Consider the following 17,974-nt stretch of genomic DNA (forward strand, 5'->3'; position numbering starts at 1 on the left):
GCTTTCAAAAAGCAAAAGCCCGCCGCTCCCGGCGGGCTTTTTTTTGCTGCCAAGACCATGGCATCCGCGTTGTGTGCCCCCGCGTGACTTGCGTCTTAAAACCCGCGCCGCCTCGACCGCCACCGGATCCAGCCGCCAGCCAAAGCTCTCAATGGTGCGGTCACACGCCAGGACCAGCTTGCGCGCATCAATCCCACTTCCTTTCGCACGGCCGCCGTCACGGCGGCCTCACGGGCCGCTACATCCCGCACCAGCCGAAGTACGGTCACCCGTGTACGGTCTGCAGGTGAGGCACTGGGCGAGCCTGGGTTCACCGCTTCTTCTGGCGCCGAGGCATCCACACCCGCCGCGATGTCGCGGATGTCGAAAAAGGCCAGGGGCTGCTCTGCACAGGTGGTCACCATCAGGCCCCAGGGCTCATGCACATCGATGCCCTTGGGGCCACCCTCGCGCGGGTTGTGGTGCCCCCGATCAAACACAGCGTCATCCAGCACGCGGAACACGGCATTCGGTTCGGCCAGGCTGCACCACCCGGAAGGATCTCGGTGAAACACGGCCACATGGGGGGCGCCAGCATCCGCCACCAGCAGAATGCGCCCGCCCGCCAGGAAACACAGCCCATGGGGGTAGCTGACGCCACGCAGTTGTGCCGCAGGCGCGTTGCCAGGCGCAAGAAACTCATCGTTGCGGTAGAGCGCGACAATGTGGCGGTCGTGGTTGCTGACCGCCACCCATTCAGCATTGAGGTCCAGCGCCACACCATCCGGAACCTCCAGCCCGTGCTGCATGAGAAGCTGCGCATCCAGATGGGAAAAACCGGCAGCCGCGTTCAGCAGGTGATGGGTCACGTAATGGGAAAAGCCGTTGCACACCCACAGCTCGTGCAAGCCCGCGCCCAGATCCCGTGCGCACAGGCTTCCTGGGGTACTCAGGAGCTCCGTCTCCTGCTTGCCTATCACGGACAGGGGCTCCAATGTGTGCAACGCGGTCAGACGATCCGCCGGGGGAATGTCGAACAGCGATACATTGCCCTCCCGGCTGGCGACCGCGATGATGCTGTTGCTGATCCAGCACAGGCCATGGGGGCGCTGGAGACTGGTGGACGCAACCTCCACGGCATCCGTGAGGTAGACCACCTTCTGCCCGTTTTCAAACTGGCAGTCCATCCCCACGACCAGCACCCTGTCGAGCGTGATGGCCGCAAGCGCCAAACGGCGTCCGTCGGGCGACCAGCTCACATCTTCGGTTCGCCCCATGGATGCAATGGCGTCCAACACCTCTGCGGGGCCGATGCATGCCAGTCTCATGGCGAAACTCCTTGCTGGATGTTGTGAAACGCCAGGGCATCGTCCACACTGCCATCCATCACCACGCATCCATCTTTAAGGACCAACGCTCTGTTGCAAAAGCTCTTGAGAATGACCTCGTTATGGGATGCCAGCACCAGAATGGAGACCTGCTCGATCAGCCCGTTGATGCGCTCCTTGGCCTGGCTGAAAAACTTCGCATCACCAGCACCAATCATCTCGTCCATGAGCAGAATATCGGGAACCACGCTCGTGGAAACGGCAAACGCCAGGCGCAGCAGCATGCCCTGTGAGTACGTCCTGACCGGCAACTGAAGATGCTCGCCCAGCTGTGTGAATGCCTCTACCGAGGGTATGAGGCCCATCGCCTGCTTGCGCGTCAAACCCATCACGATGCCCCGCATGATGATGTTGTCGTACCCAGTGGCATCGACATCCATGCCCAGCATGATGTCTGTAAGCGCTGCAATCCGGCCACTGAAGGACAGCTCGCCTTGCATGGGCTCATAGACGCCCGAGAGCACGCGCAGCAGCGTGGTTTTGCCAGCGCCGTTCGAACCAATCAGGCCGACCCGATCCCCCGGACGCAGCAACAGGCTCACATCACGCAACGCATGCACGCTGACCTGCCGCAAACCGCTGGCCTCCACACGGGCCTTGTCACGCATAGGAAGCCCCAGCACCGTATTGAGCAGGCCCCGTGACCGCGTAGTGAACACGGGAAAGTCGATGGATACGTTGGACAACTGGATATGGGCCATCTTGCGATACCGAAGGGTGGCGGCGCCTACAGCCAGTACACAATCCGCCGCCGAATCGCGACGTACTGCCAAAAGAAAATCAAACCCAACAGCAAGACCACCCCCACTGCGGCACCCCAGGTCTGCAGGGCGGGGACCTCTCCCATCAGGGGGCTACGCGCCAGGTCCAGGAAAAGCGCCAATGGATTCAGGCGTACCACCCACTGTGCGCGTTCGGTCAGCTGGTCAGGCACCCAGAGCACGGGGGTCACAAAAAAACTGACCTGCATCAGGCTGCCCAGGGCCACCGTCACGTCACGGAAGCGGGCCGCAAGCCCCCCCAGAATGGCAACCACAAAACTGGCAGCCAGCAAAGTCAGGGCGGTGGCGCCAAGCAGCGCCCACCACTGCACAGCTCCCAGCCGCCCCGCCCACCACAACACGGCCAACACGATGACCGCGCTGTGCAGCATCAGGATGGAGCATCGAAACACGGTGCGGAATACAAACGCCATCTTGGGGTAAGGCGTCTGCTTCAAAAACGCATCCGAGCCGATATAGGTCAAGCAGCCCTCGTTGATCAGCGCACTGAAATACCCGAACAGCACATGCCCGGCACAAAAATACGGCAGGTACCACTCGGCCGGGTACTTGAACAGTTGGGCGCCGATCAAGCCAAATGCAACGATGAAAATGGCCGTGTGCAGCGTAATCCAGACAGGCCCCAGAAAGGTCCGCCGATACTGCTTGGCGACATCGTTCCAGCCCATAAAACACCAGAAGCGCCACGCCACCATGGCGCTCCAGATGTCAAGCCCCAACAATTGAACTTGCCTCTGGCGCACGGATACGGTGGGATTGGTGGTTGAAGTTGCCATCGCGAGTAGTCAGACCATCGACTCGTAGACGCGCAAGGTTTTTTCTGCGCACGCTTGCCAGGTAAAAGCACGCACGCGATCACGCCCGCGCGCAACCAGTTGGCCCGCCAGTTCTGAGTTCTCGGCAACTCGGCGCATCGCGTCCGCAAGTTCGTCGATGCGCAGAGGATCAATCAGCAAGGCAGCATCCCCCGCAACCTCCGGGATGGAGGTCGTGTTGGACGCCACCACCGGCACCCCCGCCGCAAAGGCTTCCAGAACCGGCAGTCCGAATCCCTCGTGGAGCGACGGGAACACCAGGGCCGTTGCACGCTTGATAACCACCTGAAGATCGGCATCCGGCAAGTGCTGCAGCCAGCGGACATGTTTGAGCGCGCCCCCGGTGAATTGGGCGACAACGTCTTCGCACCCCCAGCCCGGTTTGCCGACCACCACCAACGGAAACTCCCGCTGCAGAGGCTCGGGCAGGCTGGCGTGGGCCAAAAGCAGGCGGCTGATGTTCTTGCGCGGCTGCAGGGTACCGACGCTCACAAAATAGCGGTCTGGCAATCCATGCCGATCCCGCACGGCTTTTTCCACGGACTCATCGACCGGAGCAAACCACTGCGGACCTACACCCAGAGGAATGGCAGTGATCCGCTCTTCGGGCAGGCGGAAGTGCGTAGCGATCTCCTGGCGGGAGTAATTGGAAATCGTGATGACCTGCTGCGCCCAGAACGCAGTACGCCGCCACAATTCGTTTTTCAGGCCCTTGAACCGGTATCGGACCCACTCGGGGTGAGAGAGCGGGATCGCATCAAAAATCGTCGCCACCACCGGCGTTCCACGCAAGCGCGGGACCAGATGGTCGGTGGCATGGATGACATCAATCCCCGCGCAGAGCGCGCGGCGCACCCTGCCAAAATCCACCCCCGGCAGCGTGGCGGCCAGGGCCTGCCGCGCAAAAGGTCCAAAGGACATCGCAGGTGTCGCGCCCTGCCAGAGGCTCGCCGGAGCATCGAACAGATAGGGCTGCAGTTGCGCTGACGGCGGCATGGCAGCCATCAGCTCCCGGGTGTAGGTACCAATGCCATCCACACCACCCTGCTGGACAGAACGTGCCAGCACGCTGACGCCAAAAGCTACCCTCATCGGGCCACCTCACACAGCAGCCAGCAGGGCGCACAGTAGTGGTTCACCATCATCGGGCCCCGGGATAAGTGCGCCGCAAGTCTGCTTCCACCATCATTCGACAGATCTGCTCTACGGAGGTGCGCGCCTCCCAACCCAGTTCGGCCCGGGCCCGGGAGGCGTCGCCCACCAGGATATCCACCTCTGCTGGGCGAAAGAAACTGGGATCCACGCTCGCCACAACGCGCCCCGTCCCCACATCCACGGCCACTTCCGAAGCAGCGGCACCCGCAAACTCCAGGGATATGCCAGTAACCGAGAACGCCATACGCACAAAGTCGCGCACGGTCTGCTGGCGGCCGGTTGCCAGCACGTAGGTACCAGGCCTATCTGCCTGCATCATCTGCCACATTCCTTCGACGTACTCGGCCGCAAAACCCCAGTCGCGACGCGCATCCAGGTTGCCCAATTCGAGCACCCCCCTTTCGCCATGGGCCATGCGGGCCACCGCATTCGATATCTTGCGTGTCACAAATTCACTGCCCCGAAGGGGGCTTTCATGGTTGAACAGAATGCCGCTGACGGCATACATGCCGTAAGCTTCCCGGTAGTTGATGGTCATCCAGTGGGCAAACAGCTTGGACACCGCATAAGGGCTGCGCGGACAAAAGGGGGTGGACTCGCACTGCGGCGTTTGACCCACCCCACCGAACATCTCTGAGGAACTGGCCTGGTAGTAGCGTATGTGGGGGTCCACCAGCCGGACAGCTTCCAGCAGATTCAATGCCCCTTGGCCATTGACCAGCGCCGTAGTGGTCGGAGCGTCAAAACTCGCTCCCACAAAGCTCTGTGCCGCCAGGTTGTACAACTCGTCCGGACGGAATTTTTGCAGAAGTGCTATGGCAGAGCCGGGGTCCGTCAGATCAAAATCAACCAGCAGCAAATGGGGATGGCCCATCACGCCCAGCTCCTGAAGGCGCCAGGTATTCACACTGCTGGTGCGTCGATGGGTGCCTATGACCTGGTAACCCTTGTTCAGCAGAAACGCTGCCAGATAGGCGCCATCCTGCCCGGTGACACCCGTAATGATGGCCGTCTTGCCACGTGCAGCGATGATGGGCTCTTTTCTGTGACACAACCTTGCCATACCCGCCCCAGGATCGGAGCGAAGACCGGCGGCTGCAGAGTCTTGGAGTCAACGAGGCTTGCGCGGGCGCATGCCCAGGGCTTCCTTGTTCTTGTTGATCCGGTCCTGCTTGCGTTGCTCCATCTTTTCCATGGCTTTACGTTTCGTATATCCCGTGGAATCAGCCCAGGCCCACCATAAGGCCGTGGCACCAAAGGGCGCCAGCACCCACCACCAGGACCAGGCGGCCACGGGTCCAACCTCGAAATACTTCAATGCCAGAAGCAACAGTGAAAGACCCAGCAGGTACATCGCGATCTCCAGAAAAGGCCGAAACCGCCCGGTTGACCCCGGACAAATCCCTGTCAACCCAAGCCACTACAATTCCATTAAAGAACTGTAACTCAACCACAGGAATTCCCACCATGAAGCGTACCCTGATCACCCTTGCCATGACGCTGTCGGTTGCGGCACCCGCCATGGCCGATCTGGCCTTGGCAACCTCGAAGAACTGCATGGCTTGCCACGCTGTGGACAAAAAGCTGGTGGGCCCTTCGTACAAGGATGTGGCTGCTAAATACTCCGGTCAGAAAGATGCTGTGGACAAGCTGGCCGCCAAGATCGTCAAGGGCGGCGCGGGAGTGTGGGGTCCAGTTCCGATGCCTGCCAACGCACAGGTCAACGATGCAGAAGCCAAGAAGCTGGCTGCGTGGGTGCTGACGCAGAAGTAAATCGCCTCAAACTCACCCCGGGGGCGGCATAGCCCCTTGGTGAAAGGCCGCGCCACGCACTGTGACGCGGCCTTTATAGTTTCTAGAACCTGTTTTGCTTTTCAGGGCGCGGGCAAATTGCAGGACACAGCAACGAAAAGCTGCGAGCCCCTCTGATCACACCCGAGAAACGACCGGCACCGCCTCCAGCCCGCGCGTTCGCAGCTGGTGCTCAAGCTGCCCCACATACGCTGCGGTGGAGTTGTCGGACTCAGTGGCACGCGCTGCCAGGTGCGCTTCCAGTTCATCCAGCCGCGCCAACACAGTGGCGTGCGCCTGCTGGTGCTGAGCATCCAGAAAAGCCCGCAACTCCGTAAAACGCGAGGCTTCCGCCTTGTCCGCCAGTTCGCGCTGGACCTGCATTTCCTTGGTATGACGTCGCGTCTCCATCAATACCGAACCCTGGAGCGACAAGACATAGACGATAAAAAAGATGCCCAGCAAGCCCGTAAGGCCCAGCATGATGAGCCCCAGCGGAGCCTCAAAGACCGCAATGCCGAGCGACACCAGGGACCGTGCAGCAAGAGTGGGCCAATTGAGGGCGGCGAGTGCAGCAATGGCTAAAACCGTCACCCAAAGAACGATGGAACGCAGATGCATGAAAACCTCCTGTAGGCAGCGCCCAGGCGAAGATCCGCAAGCGCCATGCGCCGTTGTAACGCATGCACGGGCCGTCACCGACCGCAGGCGGGAGATTTCAGGCGGTGTCCTACAAAGAGAACTAGGGAGGCGCGGAGCCCTAGGGCGCCCCACAAGCGCGGAGGACCAGCGACGGGATTGTGTGGCCACATCACATCGCTACGCGATATGAGTGCCCCCAAACCCCGCAAGCGCTGCGCGCTGGCGCCGTTACACGGCGCCTTCTGGATCAGTTGGTCTGAGCCAACTGATCCAGAATTGCGGGGTTTTCCAACGTGCTGGTGTCCTGCGTGATGGCCTCGCCCTTCGCGATGCTGCGCAGCAACCGGCGCATGATCTTGCCGCTGCGGGTCTTGGGCAGGTTATCGCCAAAGCGGATGTCCTTGGGCTTGGCGATGGGGCCGATTTCCTTGGCGACCCAGTTGCGCAGTTCGTTGGCAATCTGCTTGGCTTCTTCACCCGTGGGGCGGGAACGCTTGAGCACCACGAAGGCGCAGATGGCTTCACCGGTCACATCGTCGGGGCGGCCCACCACAGCGGCCTCGGCGACGAGGTCGGTCTTGGAGACCAGGGCCGATTCGATCTCCATCGTGCCCATGCGGTGGCCCGAGACGTTCAGCACGTCATCGATGCGGCCAGTGATGCGGAAGTAGCCCCGATCGGCGCTGCGCACCGCACCATCCCCCGCCAGGTAGTAGCCCTTGAGTTCTTCGGGGAAGTAGCTCTTCTTGAAACGCTCGGGGTCGTTCCAGATGGTGCGGATCATGCTGGGCCAGGGGCGCTTGATGACGAGGATGCCGCCCGAGCCGTTGGGCACGTCGTTGCCCATTTCGTCCACGATGGCAGCGGTAATGCCGGGCAGGGGCAGCGTGCAGCTGCCAGGCACCAGCGGCGTGGCGCCAGGCAGCGGCGTGATGACATGGCCGCCCGTTTCGGTCTGCCAGAAAGTGTCCACGATGGGGCAACGCTCGCCGCCCACGTTCTTGTGGTACCACATCCAGGCTTCGGGGTTGATGGGCTCGCCCACGCTGCCCAGGATGCGCAGGCTCGACAGGTCCGAGCGTGCAGGGTGTACCGCCTCGTCAGCTTCCGCAGCCTTGATGAGCGAACGAATGGCCGTAGGTGCTGTGTAGAAGATGGTGCACTTGTGGCGCTCGATCATCTGCCAGAAGCGGCCGGCATTCGGGAAGGTGGGAATGCCTTCAAAGATGATCTGCGTGGCGCCTGCAGCCAGCGGGCCATAGGCGACGTAGGTGTGGCCCGTGATCCAGCCGATGTCGGCCGTGCACCAGAACACATCGTCGGCGCGCAGATCGAACGTCCAGTCCATGGTCATCTTGGCCCACAGCAGGTAGCCGCCGGTGCTGTGCTGCACGCCTTTGGGCTTGCCGGTAGAGCCGCTGGTGTAGAGGATGAACAGCGGATGCTCGGCACCCACGGCCACCGGCGCGCATTCGGTGCTTTGTCCTGCCAATGCTTCGGCAAAGGTCTTGTCGCGCCCGGTCACCATGTTGCAGGCCGTGGCCGTGCGCTGGTAGACAAACACATTGCGGAGGGTGTCGCAGCCGCCCATGGCCAGGGCTTCGTCGATGATGGCTTTGAGCGGCAGCTCTTTGCCGCCCCGCATCTGGTAATTGGCGGTGATCACGGCCACGGCACCCGCGTCAATGATGCGCTCGTGCACCGCCTTGGCGCTGAAGCCGCCAAACACCACGCTGTGCGTGGCGCCAATGCGGGCACAGGCCTGCATCGCCACCACACCTTCGATGGTCATCGGCATATAGATCAGCACCCGGTCGCCCTTGCTCACGCCATGGGCCTTCAGGGCGTTGGCAAACTGGCTCACACGGGCCAGCAACTCTTTGTAGGTGATCTTGGTGACCGTTCCATCGTCGGCCTCAAAGAGGATGGCGGTCTTGTTCTCGGTGGGCGTGCCGATGTGGCGGTCCAGGCAGTTGGCCGAGGCATTGAGTTCGCCGTCGGCAAACCACTGGTAAAACGGTGCGTTGGATTCATCCAGCGTGCGCGTGAACGGCTTGGACCACTGCACGTTCTCGCGCGCCAGGCGCGCCCAGAAGCCTTCGAAGTCCTTCTCGGCTTCGGCACACAGCGCATCGTAGCCCGCCATGCCTGACACGCGGGCGGCTTTGACGATCGCATCGGAGGGCGGGAACACGCGGTTCTCAACCAATACGGACTCGATGGCGGATGTGGGCGCACTCATGGTGTTGTCTCCTGGGTCTGATGGAATTGGAATTGGGCGGTACTGTCGGCCGTGGCACTTACAAGCCACTGACTGGCACGAAGCTTACAGAATAGGCCACCTGCAACCAGGCGGAAGAGCGCTTGCGGATGAGGGGTGTCACGCGGCACCCCTAAAATCGCGCGACCCAAGATCCACCCTTCATTTCATGTCCCTCCCCAAAAAACCCGTCCCCCCGGCGCCCATGCGTCCCCTGCCCTCGCTGATTTTTGCCAGCCGGTGGCTGCAGCTGCCCCTGTACCTGGGCCTCATCCTGGCCCAGGCGGTGTACGTTTTCCACTTCTGGGTGGAGCTGGTGCATCTGATCGAGGCCGCTTTTGGCAACACCACCGCGCTCAAGAGCCTAGTCTCCAGCATTGGCTACAAGAGCGACTTCGAGGTGACCTCGCTCAACGAAACCATCATCATGCTGGTGGTGCTGGCGCTGATCGACGTGGTGATGATCTCGAACCTGCTGATCATGGTGATCGTGGGGGGCTATGAAACCTTCGTCTCGCGCCTGCACCTGGAAGACCACCCCGACCAGCCCGAGTGGCTGAGCCATGTGAACGCCTCGGTACTCAAGGTCAAGCTGGCCACCGCCATCATCGGCATCAGCTCGATCCACCTGCTCAAGACCTTCATCAACGCCGCCAACTACGACATCAAGGTGCTGATGTGGCAGACCATCATTCATGTGGTGTTCCTGCTCAGCGCGTTGGCCATTGCCCTGACAGACCGCCTGATGGCGCATTCCACACCGCCCGCGCGCCACTGACGGCCGCCCTCCCCCCTCTGCACCCGAAAGAGGCCGCCCATTGCGGCCTCTTTGCTTATTTTCGAGTTGAAAATAGTGCTGACGCTTAACTGGTATTGATTTACAGCTACAAAAAAAGTAGCAATTTAGGTCGATATCTGCTCCCAAATTTCTCCCCAATCGGGCGGCACAGTGCAGGCCATACCCACTTGCAGGAGAAATCCATGGACCGCAGCACCGCCGCCCCAGCCATTGTCGCCCCCCTCGCCACCGCCACGCAGGCACCGACCAACCGCCGTTTTGCCCTGAACGCCCTGGGTTCCCTGGGCGTGGCCACCCTGTTCGGCTGCGGGGGCGGAGACACCGAAAATACGGACACGACCGACACCACAGGTACAGGCACCGGAACGGGGACAGGCACGGGTACAGGCACCACAACCACCTGCTCGGTTGTCCCCGAAGAAACCGCAGGCCCCTACCCCGCCGATGGCTCCACGGCCAGCAACAACACCTACAACGTGCTGACGCTCAGCGGCATCGTGCGATCGGACATCCGCAGCTCCATCGGCTCGTCCACGCAGGTCAGCGGCGTGCCGCTGACGATCACCATCACGCTGACGAACACGAGCGCCAGTTGCGCAGCGCTATCAGGCTACGCCATCTACCTGTGGCACTGCACGCAGGACGGCAACTACTCGGTCTACAGCTCGAACAACATTGCCGACAACTACCTGCGCGGCGTGCAGGCCACGGATGCCAGCGGCACCGTGACCTTCACCACCATCGTGCCCGGCTGTTATGCGGGCCGCATGCCGCACATGCACCTGGAGATCTACCCCACGCTCGCGTCGGCCAACAATGCGCGCAACAAGGTCAAGACCACGCAGCTGGCCTTCCCCACCGAACTGCTCAGCAGCATCTACAGCGCCAATTCCGGCTACAGCGCCAGCGTGCGCAACCTGGCTTCCATCACCTTTGCCACCGACAACGTCTTCAGCGATGGCACCACGCTGGAGATGACCTCGATGCAGGCCAACAGCGGCGGCGGGTACTCGGCCAGCATCACGATCTCGATTGCGGCTTGACTGAAAGCCCTCCTTGAGTCGCCTTCGGCGCCATCCCCCGGAGGGGTACGCACCCGATGGCCCGTCAAAGCCGGTTCTACGGGTGCACAGGCCTGGGCCGCGCCGGTTTCTGGCGGCGAATCCACTCGTTGAACGCTTTTCTCCACTACACCGACGGAAAAAACCATGACTTTGCACTCTCTTCGCCTCCACTTGCTGGCCCGCATGACCCTAGCGACCGTACTGGCAGCTACATCCGCCACCCCCGTGCTGGCGCAATCCCAGGGCCGGCAAGAGCCGCCCGCTCCGCCGCCCGAAGCCTATGCCGCCTGCAAGGGCAAGACCGAAGGCGCCAGCGTGACGCTGACCATGCCTGACGGCAAATCGCTCGCAGGCACATGCCGCACAATGGGTGGCACCCTGGTGGCCATGCCCGCAGGTGGGCCTGGCGGCCCCGGCGGTGCAGGCGGCCCGCCCCCCGCCCGCTAGACCGTCCTGCAGCCCCATCGATGCCCCACCTAACCCTTCACCGCAAAGCCTTCATCGCCCTGGCAGCCCTGCTGGTGGCCTTGTTGTTGATCTTTGCAGGCTTTTCGCGGCTGGGCTTGCAGCGGGGCCTGGGGCCGTATGTGGCAGAGATCGAACTGGCCCGCATGGACTGGCTGGCCGAGCGCCTGCAGGCCCACCACACGCAGACGGGCGGTTGGGAGACCCTGCGCAACCAGCCCCGCCTCTGGGGCCAGCTCAGCCACCCTGGCAGCGGCCTGCGCCGATCAAACACCCAAGGCGCAGAAGGCACCCAGCCCACCGACCGAAGCGGTTCGCCCGGCATGCCCCCCGAACTGGCGAACGGCAACCCGGCAGCGGACCGCAGCATGCGGCAGCCCCCACCACCGCCCCCCGATGGCGGCCCGCCCCCGGGCGAGCGCGGCGCGGGTGGCCCACAACGCCACCCCGACGACCTGTTCCCCCGCCTGGGTCTGGTGGACGCACAGCAACACCTCGTGGCTGGCACGGCGCCCCAGCCAGGTGGCGCGCGCCTGGCACTGACCGGAGCCGACGGCAAGACCATCGGCCAGCTGGTGCTGGCACCTCCGCAGGGTGTGCGCAGCGAAGCCGACCAGGCCTTTCTGGCGCAACACCTGGGCTTTGTGGCATGGACAGGCCTGGCCGGGCTGGCACTGGCACTGCTGCTGTCGGGCTGGCTTGCACGGCGCTGGCTGGCCCCCGTCGAGGCGCTGGCCACCGGCGCGCGCGGCATTGCGCAGGGCCACCTGCACACCCGCGTGCCCGTGCACGGCAACGACGAACTGGCCCAGCTGGCCCGCACCTTCAACACCATGGCCGAACAACTGAGCAGCATCGAGGCCAGCCGCCGCCAGTGGCTGGGCGACGTAGCCCACGAGCTGCGCACCCCCCTGGCCGCCATGCGCGCCGAAATCGAGGCCGTGCAGGACGGCATCCGCCCGTTTGACGACAAGACCGCGCTGCGCCTGCACCGGCAGGTGATGCGCCTGATCCAGCTGGTGGGCGACCTGCGCGCCAGCCTGGACGCGGCGGGCACCAGTGCGCCCTCGGCCCAGGTGCCCGTGCACCCGCTGTCGCTGCTGAACGAGGCGCTCGCATCCATGCGCCCGCGCTTGGCGCAGGCGGGCATCGACGTGGACACCACCGGCCTGGACACCCTGACCACGCAGGTTCCGGCGCAGCCTGCACCCCTGGTGCGGGGCGATGCGCAGCAACTGCACCAGGTGTTCTTGAACCTGCTGGAAAACAGCCTGCGCTACACCGATGCGGGCGGCCTGCTGCGCCTCTCGGCACGCCTGTTGCCACCGGCCGATGGAGCCGCCCAACTGCAGGTGCAGCTGGACGACAGCGCGCCCGGCGTGCCCGCGCACGAGCTGCCACGCATCTTTGACCGCCTGTACCGCGCGGAAACCTCGCGCAACCGCGACCATGGCGGCTCGGGCCTGGGCCTGGCGATCTGCCGCGCCATCGTGCTCGCGCACGGCGGCACGCTGACGGCCGACACCTCACCCCTGGGCGGCCTGCGCATCACGCTGCAACTGCCACTGCTGGACAACCCCTCATGAGCCACCGCATCCTCGTCATCGAAGACGAACCCGACATCGCCGCCATCGTGGTGGACTACCTGCGCCACGCGGGCTACACCGTGGAACACCAGGCCGAGGGCCGCGCGGCGCTCGCCAGCATGCTGGCCGCGCCGCCGGACCTCACGCTGCTGGACATCATGCTGCCCGGCATGGATGGGCTTGAAATCCTGCGCCAGGCGCGCCGCCACACCCAGCACCCCATCATCATGCTGACCGCCCGCGTCGAAGAGGTAGACCGCCTCATCGGCCTGGAGCTGGGCGCAGACGACTACATCTGCAAGCCGTTTTCGCCGCGCGAGGTGGTGGCCCGCGTCAAGGCCGTGCTGCGCCGCACCGCCGCCGCGCAGGAGCCACCGGCAGCCACCACCACGGTGGCAGCGCTGATGCTGGACGAATCGCATTGGCAGGCCACGTTGCACGGCACGCCGCTGGGTCTGACGCGGCGCGAGTTCCGCCTGCTGCAAGTGCTGGCACGCCAGCAGGGGCGCATCTTCTCGCGCGCGCAGCTTCTGGACCAGGCCTATGAAGACACCCTCGATGTGAACGAGCGCGCGATCGACAGCCATATCAAGAATCTGCGCAAAAAACTCAAGGCCGCCAGCGCGGATGGCAGCGACTGGATTCGTTCGGTGTACGGCGTGGGTTTTGCGCTGGACCCGACGGCGGCCGAGTGAGCCTCGCCCGATGGGCAGATTGCTACATTTTTAATAGCTATTGACGATTATCCAATAAGCGCAGGGGCCATTTTTTTCACGAGATAGTGGTGTGGTGGGCCGCCTATTCAGCCCCTGTCTCACCCCAACGCACGCAGCGCACCTACACCACCTCCGCCCGGGCACGGGTGTGATCGGGGCCACACCCTGGCCACTTTTACCTGTTCGCCCCGATGCCCGCCCTGCCCCCATCGCCCCGCGCACCAGCACCACCCCGGCCCACCAGCCGCCCCCAGAAGCTCCCCGGAGGCCTGGTGTACGTCACACCCGCCATGCCCGGCCTTACCCGCGTGCGCAGCGGTGCCAAGGCTTTCCGCTACCGTTTGCCCGATGGCCAGTGGCTGCAAGACCCGGACGAGGTCGCCCGCATCAAACGCCTGGCTATCCCACCGGCTTATACCGACGTGTGGATTTGCCCCCTGCCCCACGGGCACCTGCAGGCCACGGGGCTGGACGCGCGCGGACGGCGCCAATACCGTTACCACCCGCAGTGGCGCGCGCAGCGCGACGAGGGCAAGTTCGAACACATGCAGGCGTTTGGCCGCGTGCTCCCGCGCCTGCGCAGCCGCGTGGCGCGCGACCTTGCAGCGCACCGCAACGGCCAGCCTCTGACTCGCACGCTGGTGCTGGCCACGCTGGTGCGCCTGCTGGACACCACCTACCTGCGCGTGGGCAATGAGGAATACGCCGCCACCAACCGCTCGTATGGCCTGACCACGCTGCGCACGCGGCATGTGCAACTCAAAGGCAGTCAGCTCAAGCTGCGATTTCGCGGCAAGAGCGGCGTGTTGCAAGAGGTCGAGCTGGACGACCCGCGCGTGGCCCGCGTAGTGCGACGCTGCCAACAACTGCCGGGGCAGGAACTCTTTCAATACGAGGACGAAGACGGTAGTTTGCGCACCGTAGGCTCGGGCGACGTGAACGACTATCTGCGCGAGATCACGCACGGCGCTGCAGACTCAGAAGGTGATCATTTCACTGCCAAGGACTTTCGCACCTGGCACGGCACCACGCAGGCGCTGGAGCTGACGCGCCTGGCCTGTACGCAACCAGTTGCCCCCACCGCCGCCGATAAAAACGTGCGCTACAACGCCAAGGCCATTCTGGCCGAGGTGGCGCGCCAGCTGGGCAACACGCCCGCCGTGTGCAAGAAGTCGTACGTGCACCCGGCTGTGCTGGAGCTGGGCACACGATTGGCATCTGACGCGGGGCCCGGCCTGCAGGCGGTGTGGAATCACATTGGCGGCACCACATCGCCACGGGGCTTGAGCGCGGCGGAGCGCCGACTGCTGGCGTTTCTGCGCAAGCCGCAAAAGCTGCACAAGGCGCGCCCCACCACCAAAGCGTAAGCATGGTGCTGCTGGGGTGTCGCACAAGTGCCGTTCAGGGCCATCGCGGTGAGCGCTGTCTCGCTAAACTGGCACGCTGCGCCTTCTCACCGTCTTTCAGCCCGGCCCCGCGCACAGGCCGCCCCCCCCAACTCCAGCCTGCCGCCATGCCCACCGCCACCATTGCCTTGCCAGAGTCCGCCCATTCCCTGGCCGACCACCACCTGCAACGCCCGTTCCTCAGCCAGACGGAGCGTGAAGCCATCAACCGGGGCCGCTGGTTCGCCGCGCTTACGCCGTCGCTGCGGCATGACATCTTCCGGCTGGGCCGCATCACGCGCTACACACACGGCCAGATGATCGTGGAGCAGGGTGATCTGGCGCAGGACTGGTTTGCCTGTGCCAGTGGTGCCATCCGGTTTCGGCGCACCACGCCGTCTGGCAAGCAGGTGACGCTGGCCTATGTGGAGCCCGGCATCTGGGTGGGCGAGGCCGAGGTGCTGCACCGGGGGCCCAACACCTACGACGCGCACGCCCACGGCCCCACCACGGTGCTGAGCGTGGCCGAGGGCGTGTTCCGCCAGTTGCTGCGCGAACACCCCGAGTTCGGCGAGGCCCTGCTCACGCTGCAGGCACGCCGCATGCGCTACCTGTACTGGATGATGGAAGACATGGCCACCCTGCCCCTGCGCGCGCGGCTGGCCAAGCAGCTGCTGCACGTGCTGCGACGTTTTGGCGAGCGTGCGGCCGTGCCCGGCCAGCGCGGGGCCATCGGGCTGGCACTGGTGCAGGACGAGCTGGCACAACTGCTGGGCGGCTCACGCCAGCGCATCAATGTGGAACTCAAGTGGATGGAGCGTGAGGGCATCATCGGCATCCACCAGCGCAGCATCGTCGTCTACCAGCAAGACCAACTCGAAGCGCTGGCGCAGCAGGAATAGTCCTGCTGCCTTGCGACCGGCCAATAAAAAACAATAGCACCTTGCGCTTATTGGACAAGCGCTGGCGGTCATTTTTTCTTGAACTTTTGACCCACGCCACACCGCGCTGACCCTCAGCGCCCCACCATATTGCCCGGCACCACCCACTGGTCGAACTGCTCGCCCGTCACATGGCCCGAGGCCACGGCCGCTTCGCGCAGGCTGGTGCCTTCCTTGTGGGCCTTCTTGGCGATGAAAGCAGCCTTGTCGTAGCCGATGTGGGTGTTGAGCGCGGTCACCAGCATCAGCGAGCGATCCACCAGTTCGGTGATGCGCTCGCGGTTGGGCTCGATACCCACGGCGCACTGGTCGTTGAAGCTCACCATGCCGTCGGCCAGCAGGCGCACGCTCTGCAGAAAGTTGTGGGCCACCATGGGGCGGAACACATTGAGCTCGAAGTTGCCCGAGGCGCCGCCGAAGTTGATGGCCACGTCGTTGCCGAACACCTGGGCGGCCAGCATGGTCACCGCCTCGCTCTGGGTGGGGTTGACCTTGCCGGGCATGATCGACGAGCCGGGTTCGTTCTCGGGGATGCTGAGTTCACCAATGCCGCTGCGCGGGCCGCTGGCGAGCCAGCGCACGTCGTTGGCGATCTTCATCATGCTGGCGGCGAGGGTCTTGAGCGCGCCGTGGGCATGCACCAGCGCATCCACAGACGCCAGGGCTTCGAACTTGTTCGGCGCGGTGACGAAGGGCAGACCCGTGAGGCGCGCCAGCTCGGCGGCAGCCTGCTCGGCATAGCCCTTGGGCGCGTTCAGCCCCGTACCTACGGCGGTGCCGCCCAGCGCCAGCTCGTACAGGTGGGGCAGCGCCGCGCGCACATGGCGCTCGCCATGGTCGAGCTGGGCCACGTAGCCCGAGAACTCCTGGCCCAGCGTGAGCGGGGTGGCGTCCTGCAGATGGGTGCGGCCGATCTTGACGATGCCGTCGAAGTCCTGCGCCTTCTTCGCCAGCGTGGCGCGCAGCTTGGCAATGGCGGGCAGCAGGCGGTGCGTGAGGGCTTCCACGGCGGCCACGTGCATGGCGGTGGGGAACACGTCGTTGCTCGACTGGCTGCGGTTCACGTCGTCGTTGGGGTGCACCAAGCGGCCTTCGCCGCGCTCGCCACCCAGGAGTTCGCTGGCGCGGTTGGCCAGCACTTCATTGACGTTCATGTTGGTCTGCGTGCCCGAGCCCGTCTGCCAGACCACCAGCGGAAACTCACCGGGATGTTTGCCAGCAATCACCTCGTCAGCAGCGACCACGATGGCCTCAGTCTTCTTCGCGTCCTGCAGGCCCAGCGCCTGGTTGACAACGGCCGAGGCGCGCTTGACCTGGGCCAGCGCCTTGATGATCTCGCGCGGCTGCTGCTCGCCAGAGATGTCGAAGTTCTGCAGCGAGCGCTGCGTCTGCGCGCCCCAGAGTTTGTCGGCCGGGACTTCGATGGGGCCAAAGGTGTCGCGTTCGGTGCGGGTGGTCATGGACAGCGGTTCTCCAAGTGAAACAACAGGTGCGACCTGGCAACGGGGCCGCTCCCGGCAGAATAATGCAAAAAATAACCATTCTCATTTAATACACTGCACTGCTGGTGCGCAAGCATGCGCTCGTCAGTGTGTGGCAAGCCCCGCTGGAGAGCGCAAAAAGCGGTGCCGTCATCACTGCCGGTGGGGGCTTCGCTTCGGCCCGCTGTGAGGTCTTGACAAGGCCCCACACCTTCTCGCGCTCAATCGTCGGCTTGTTCTTACACCGCACGGGCGCCAGCGGGCACACCATGGCAGTGCAGCAACTTTCCTCGCCGCGAATCCACGGAGACCACCATGGCCAAAAGCAGCCTGCTTGGCATCGATGCCGACAACCTTTCTCCCCTTCACAGCGCCAAGGGCAACGACAGCCTGGGCCCCAGCGATGCGTCCGACTCGGGCAGCGACAGCACCGGGCTGTATGGCACCGACCCCGACAATGACACCGACCGCTACGGAACCGGCGAACGCGCGAGCGTGGAGCCCGAACTGCAGCTGGAGTCGCGCGACATCCTGCCCGACCACCTGGAGTCGATGGACACCGACGACGACACGGCTGAAAACGGCGATGTGCGGGCGGGAGCCGACCAGTATCCGGCCGATGACCCGGCGGACGACCCGGAGCTGGATCTGGACTCCGGCGACGGTGCCGAAGCGTAAAAGCAAGCCGTGGCCTCCAGCCAGTCTGCCGTTGGGGCTAGCGAGCT

General features: G+C 64.1%; 18 protein-coding genes. 9 read left to right on the forward strand and 9 right to left on the reverse strand.

The window, feature by feature from the left end:
- Positions 1–95: 95 nt before the first annotated feature.
- From AC2YJX_RS14755 to AC2YJX_RS14780, 6 genes are read right to left on the reverse strand one after another with little or no spacing between them, the layout of a single operon-like run.
- The gene (locus AC2YJX_RS14755) at positions 96–1,307 is read right to left on the reverse strand and encodes a YncE family protein (protein WP_487256439.1); all 1,212 of its coding nucleotides are present in this window, start codon (positions 1,305–1,307) and stop codon (positions 96–98) included.
- On the reverse strand, positions 1,304–2,068 hold the full coding sequence (locus AC2YJX_RS14760; RefSeq protein WP_121506936.1) for an ABC transporter ATP-binding protein: 765 nt from the start codon (positions 2,066–2,068) through the stop codon (positions 1,304–1,306). The genes AC2YJX_RS14755 and AC2YJX_RS14760 overlap by 4 nt, the downstream gene beginning before the upstream one ends.
- A gap of 26 nt (positions 2,069–2,094) precedes the next feature.
- On the reverse strand, positions 2,095–2,925 hold the full coding sequence (locus AC2YJX_RS14765; protein ID WP_487256440.1) for an ABC transporter permease: 831 nt from the start codon (positions 2,923–2,925) through the stop codon (positions 2,095–2,097).
- A gap of 9 nt (positions 2,926–2,934) precedes the next feature.
- Positions 2,935–4,056, reverse strand: a complete 1,122-nt coding sequence (locus AC2YJX_RS14770) for a glycosyltransferase family 4 protein (protein ID WP_487256441.1) — start codon at positions 4,054–4,056, stop codon at positions 2,935–2,937.
- A gap of 49 nt (positions 4,057–4,105) precedes the next feature.
- Positions 4,106–5,182 (reverse strand): GDP-mannose 4,6-dehydratase, encoded by a 1,077-nt coding sequence (gene gmd / locus AC2YJX_RS14775; RefSeq protein ID WP_487256442.1) that lies wholly within the window; start codon positions 5,180–5,182, stop codon positions 4,106–4,108.
- 48 nt (positions 5,183–5,230) lie between these two features.
- Positions 5,231–5,473: a TIGR04438 family Trp-rich protein gene (locus AC2YJX_RS14780; RefSeq protein ID WP_055400492.1), complete on the reverse strand. Its 243-nt coding sequence runs from the start codon at positions 5,471–5,473 to the stop codon at positions 5,231–5,233.
- 113 nt (positions 5,474–5,586) lie between these two features.
- Between AC2YJX_RS14780 and AC2YJX_RS14785 the strand changes: the two genes are divergently transcribed.
- Positions 5,587–5,892, forward strand: coding sequence for a c-type cytochrome (locus AC2YJX_RS14785; protein WP_055400490.1), 306 nt, complete (start codon positions 5,587–5,589; stop codon positions 5,890–5,892).
- 156 nt (positions 5,893–6,048) lie between these two features.
- Here the strand turns inward: AC2YJX_RS14785 and AC2YJX_RS14790 are convergent, their stop codons facing one another.
- Together AC2YJX_RS14790 and acs are read right to left on the reverse strand one after the other, a co-directional pair.
- The gene (locus AC2YJX_RS14790) at positions 6,049–6,531 is read right to left on the reverse strand and encodes a LapA family protein (protein ID WP_487256443.1); all 483 of its coding nucleotides are present in this window, start codon (positions 6,529–6,531) and stop codon (positions 6,049–6,051) included.
- A 268-nt stretch (positions 6,532–6,799) separates the two neighbouring features.
- Complete coding sequence (gene acs, locus AC2YJX_RS14795; RefSeq protein ID WP_487256444.1) at positions 6,800–8,794, reverse strand: acetate--CoA ligase; 1,995 nt, start codon at positions 8,792–8,794, stop codon at positions 6,800–6,802.
- A gap of 187 nt (positions 8,795–8,981) precedes the next feature.
- On the opposite strand from acs, the gene AC2YJX_RS14800 reads away from it, so the two are divergent.
- From AC2YJX_RS14800 to AC2YJX_RS14830, 7 genes are all read left to right on the forward strand, one after another.
- Positions 8,982–9,590, forward strand: a complete 609-nt coding sequence (locus tag AC2YJX_RS14800; protein ID WP_055400484.1) for a TIGR00645 family protein — start codon at positions 8,982–8,984, stop codon at positions 9,588–9,590.
- Positions 9,591–9,793: 203 nt separating this feature from the next.
- Positions 9,794–10,654 (forward strand): dioxygenase family protein, encoded by an 861-nt coding sequence (locus AC2YJX_RS14805; protein WP_487256445.1) that lies wholly within the window; start codon positions 9,794–9,796, stop codon positions 10,652–10,654.
- Between the two features lie 165 nt (positions 10,655–10,819).
- On the forward strand, positions 10,820–11,122 hold the full coding sequence (locus tag AC2YJX_RS14810; RefSeq protein WP_233573368.1) for a hypothetical protein: 303 nt from the start codon (positions 10,820–10,822) through the stop codon (positions 11,120–11,122).
- A gap of 20 nt (positions 11,123–11,142) precedes the next feature.
- Positions 11,143–12,726 (forward strand): ATP-binding protein, encoded by a 1,584-nt coding sequence (locus tag AC2YJX_RS14815; RefSeq protein WP_487256446.1) that lies wholly within the window; start codon positions 11,143–11,145, stop codon positions 12,724–12,726.
- On the forward strand, positions 12,723–13,421 hold the full coding sequence (locus AC2YJX_RS14820) for a response regulator (protein ID WP_487256447.1): 699 nt from the start codon (positions 12,723–12,725) through the stop codon (positions 13,419–13,421). Before AC2YJX_RS14815 ends, AC2YJX_RS14820 begins: the two co-directional genes overlap by 4 nt.
- 212 nt (positions 13,422–13,633) lie before the next feature.
- Positions 13,634–14,809: a DNA topoisomerase IB gene (locus AC2YJX_RS14825; RefSeq protein WP_487256448.1), complete on the forward strand. Its 1,176-nt coding sequence runs from the start codon at positions 13,634–13,636 to the stop codon at positions 14,807–14,809.
- Between the two features lie 146 nt (positions 14,810–14,955).
- Entirely contained in the window at positions 14,956–15,729 is a 774-nt protein-coding gene (locus AC2YJX_RS14830) for a Crp/Fnr family transcriptional regulator (protein ID WP_121508750.1), read from the forward strand.
- A gap of 113 nt (positions 15,730–15,842) precedes the next feature.
- On the opposite strand, the gene fumC is transcribed toward AC2YJX_RS14830, so the two are convergent.
- On the reverse strand, positions 15,843–17,228 hold the full coding sequence (gene fumC / locus AC2YJX_RS14835; RefSeq protein ID WP_436130883.1) for a class II fumarate hydratase: 1,386 nt from the start codon (positions 17,226–17,228) through the stop codon (positions 15,843–15,845).
- A 336-nt stretch (positions 17,229–17,564) separates the two neighbouring features.
- On the opposite strand from fumC, the gene AC2YJX_RS14840 reads away from it, so the two are divergent.
- Positions 17,565–17,927: a hypothetical protein gene (locus AC2YJX_RS14840; protein WP_487256449.1), complete on the forward strand. Its 363-nt coding sequence runs from the start codon at positions 17,565–17,567 to the stop codon at positions 17,925–17,927.
- Positions 17,928–17,974 lie beyond the last annotated feature (47 nt).

The organism is Acidovorax sp. SRI_002, from assembly GCF_057586455.1.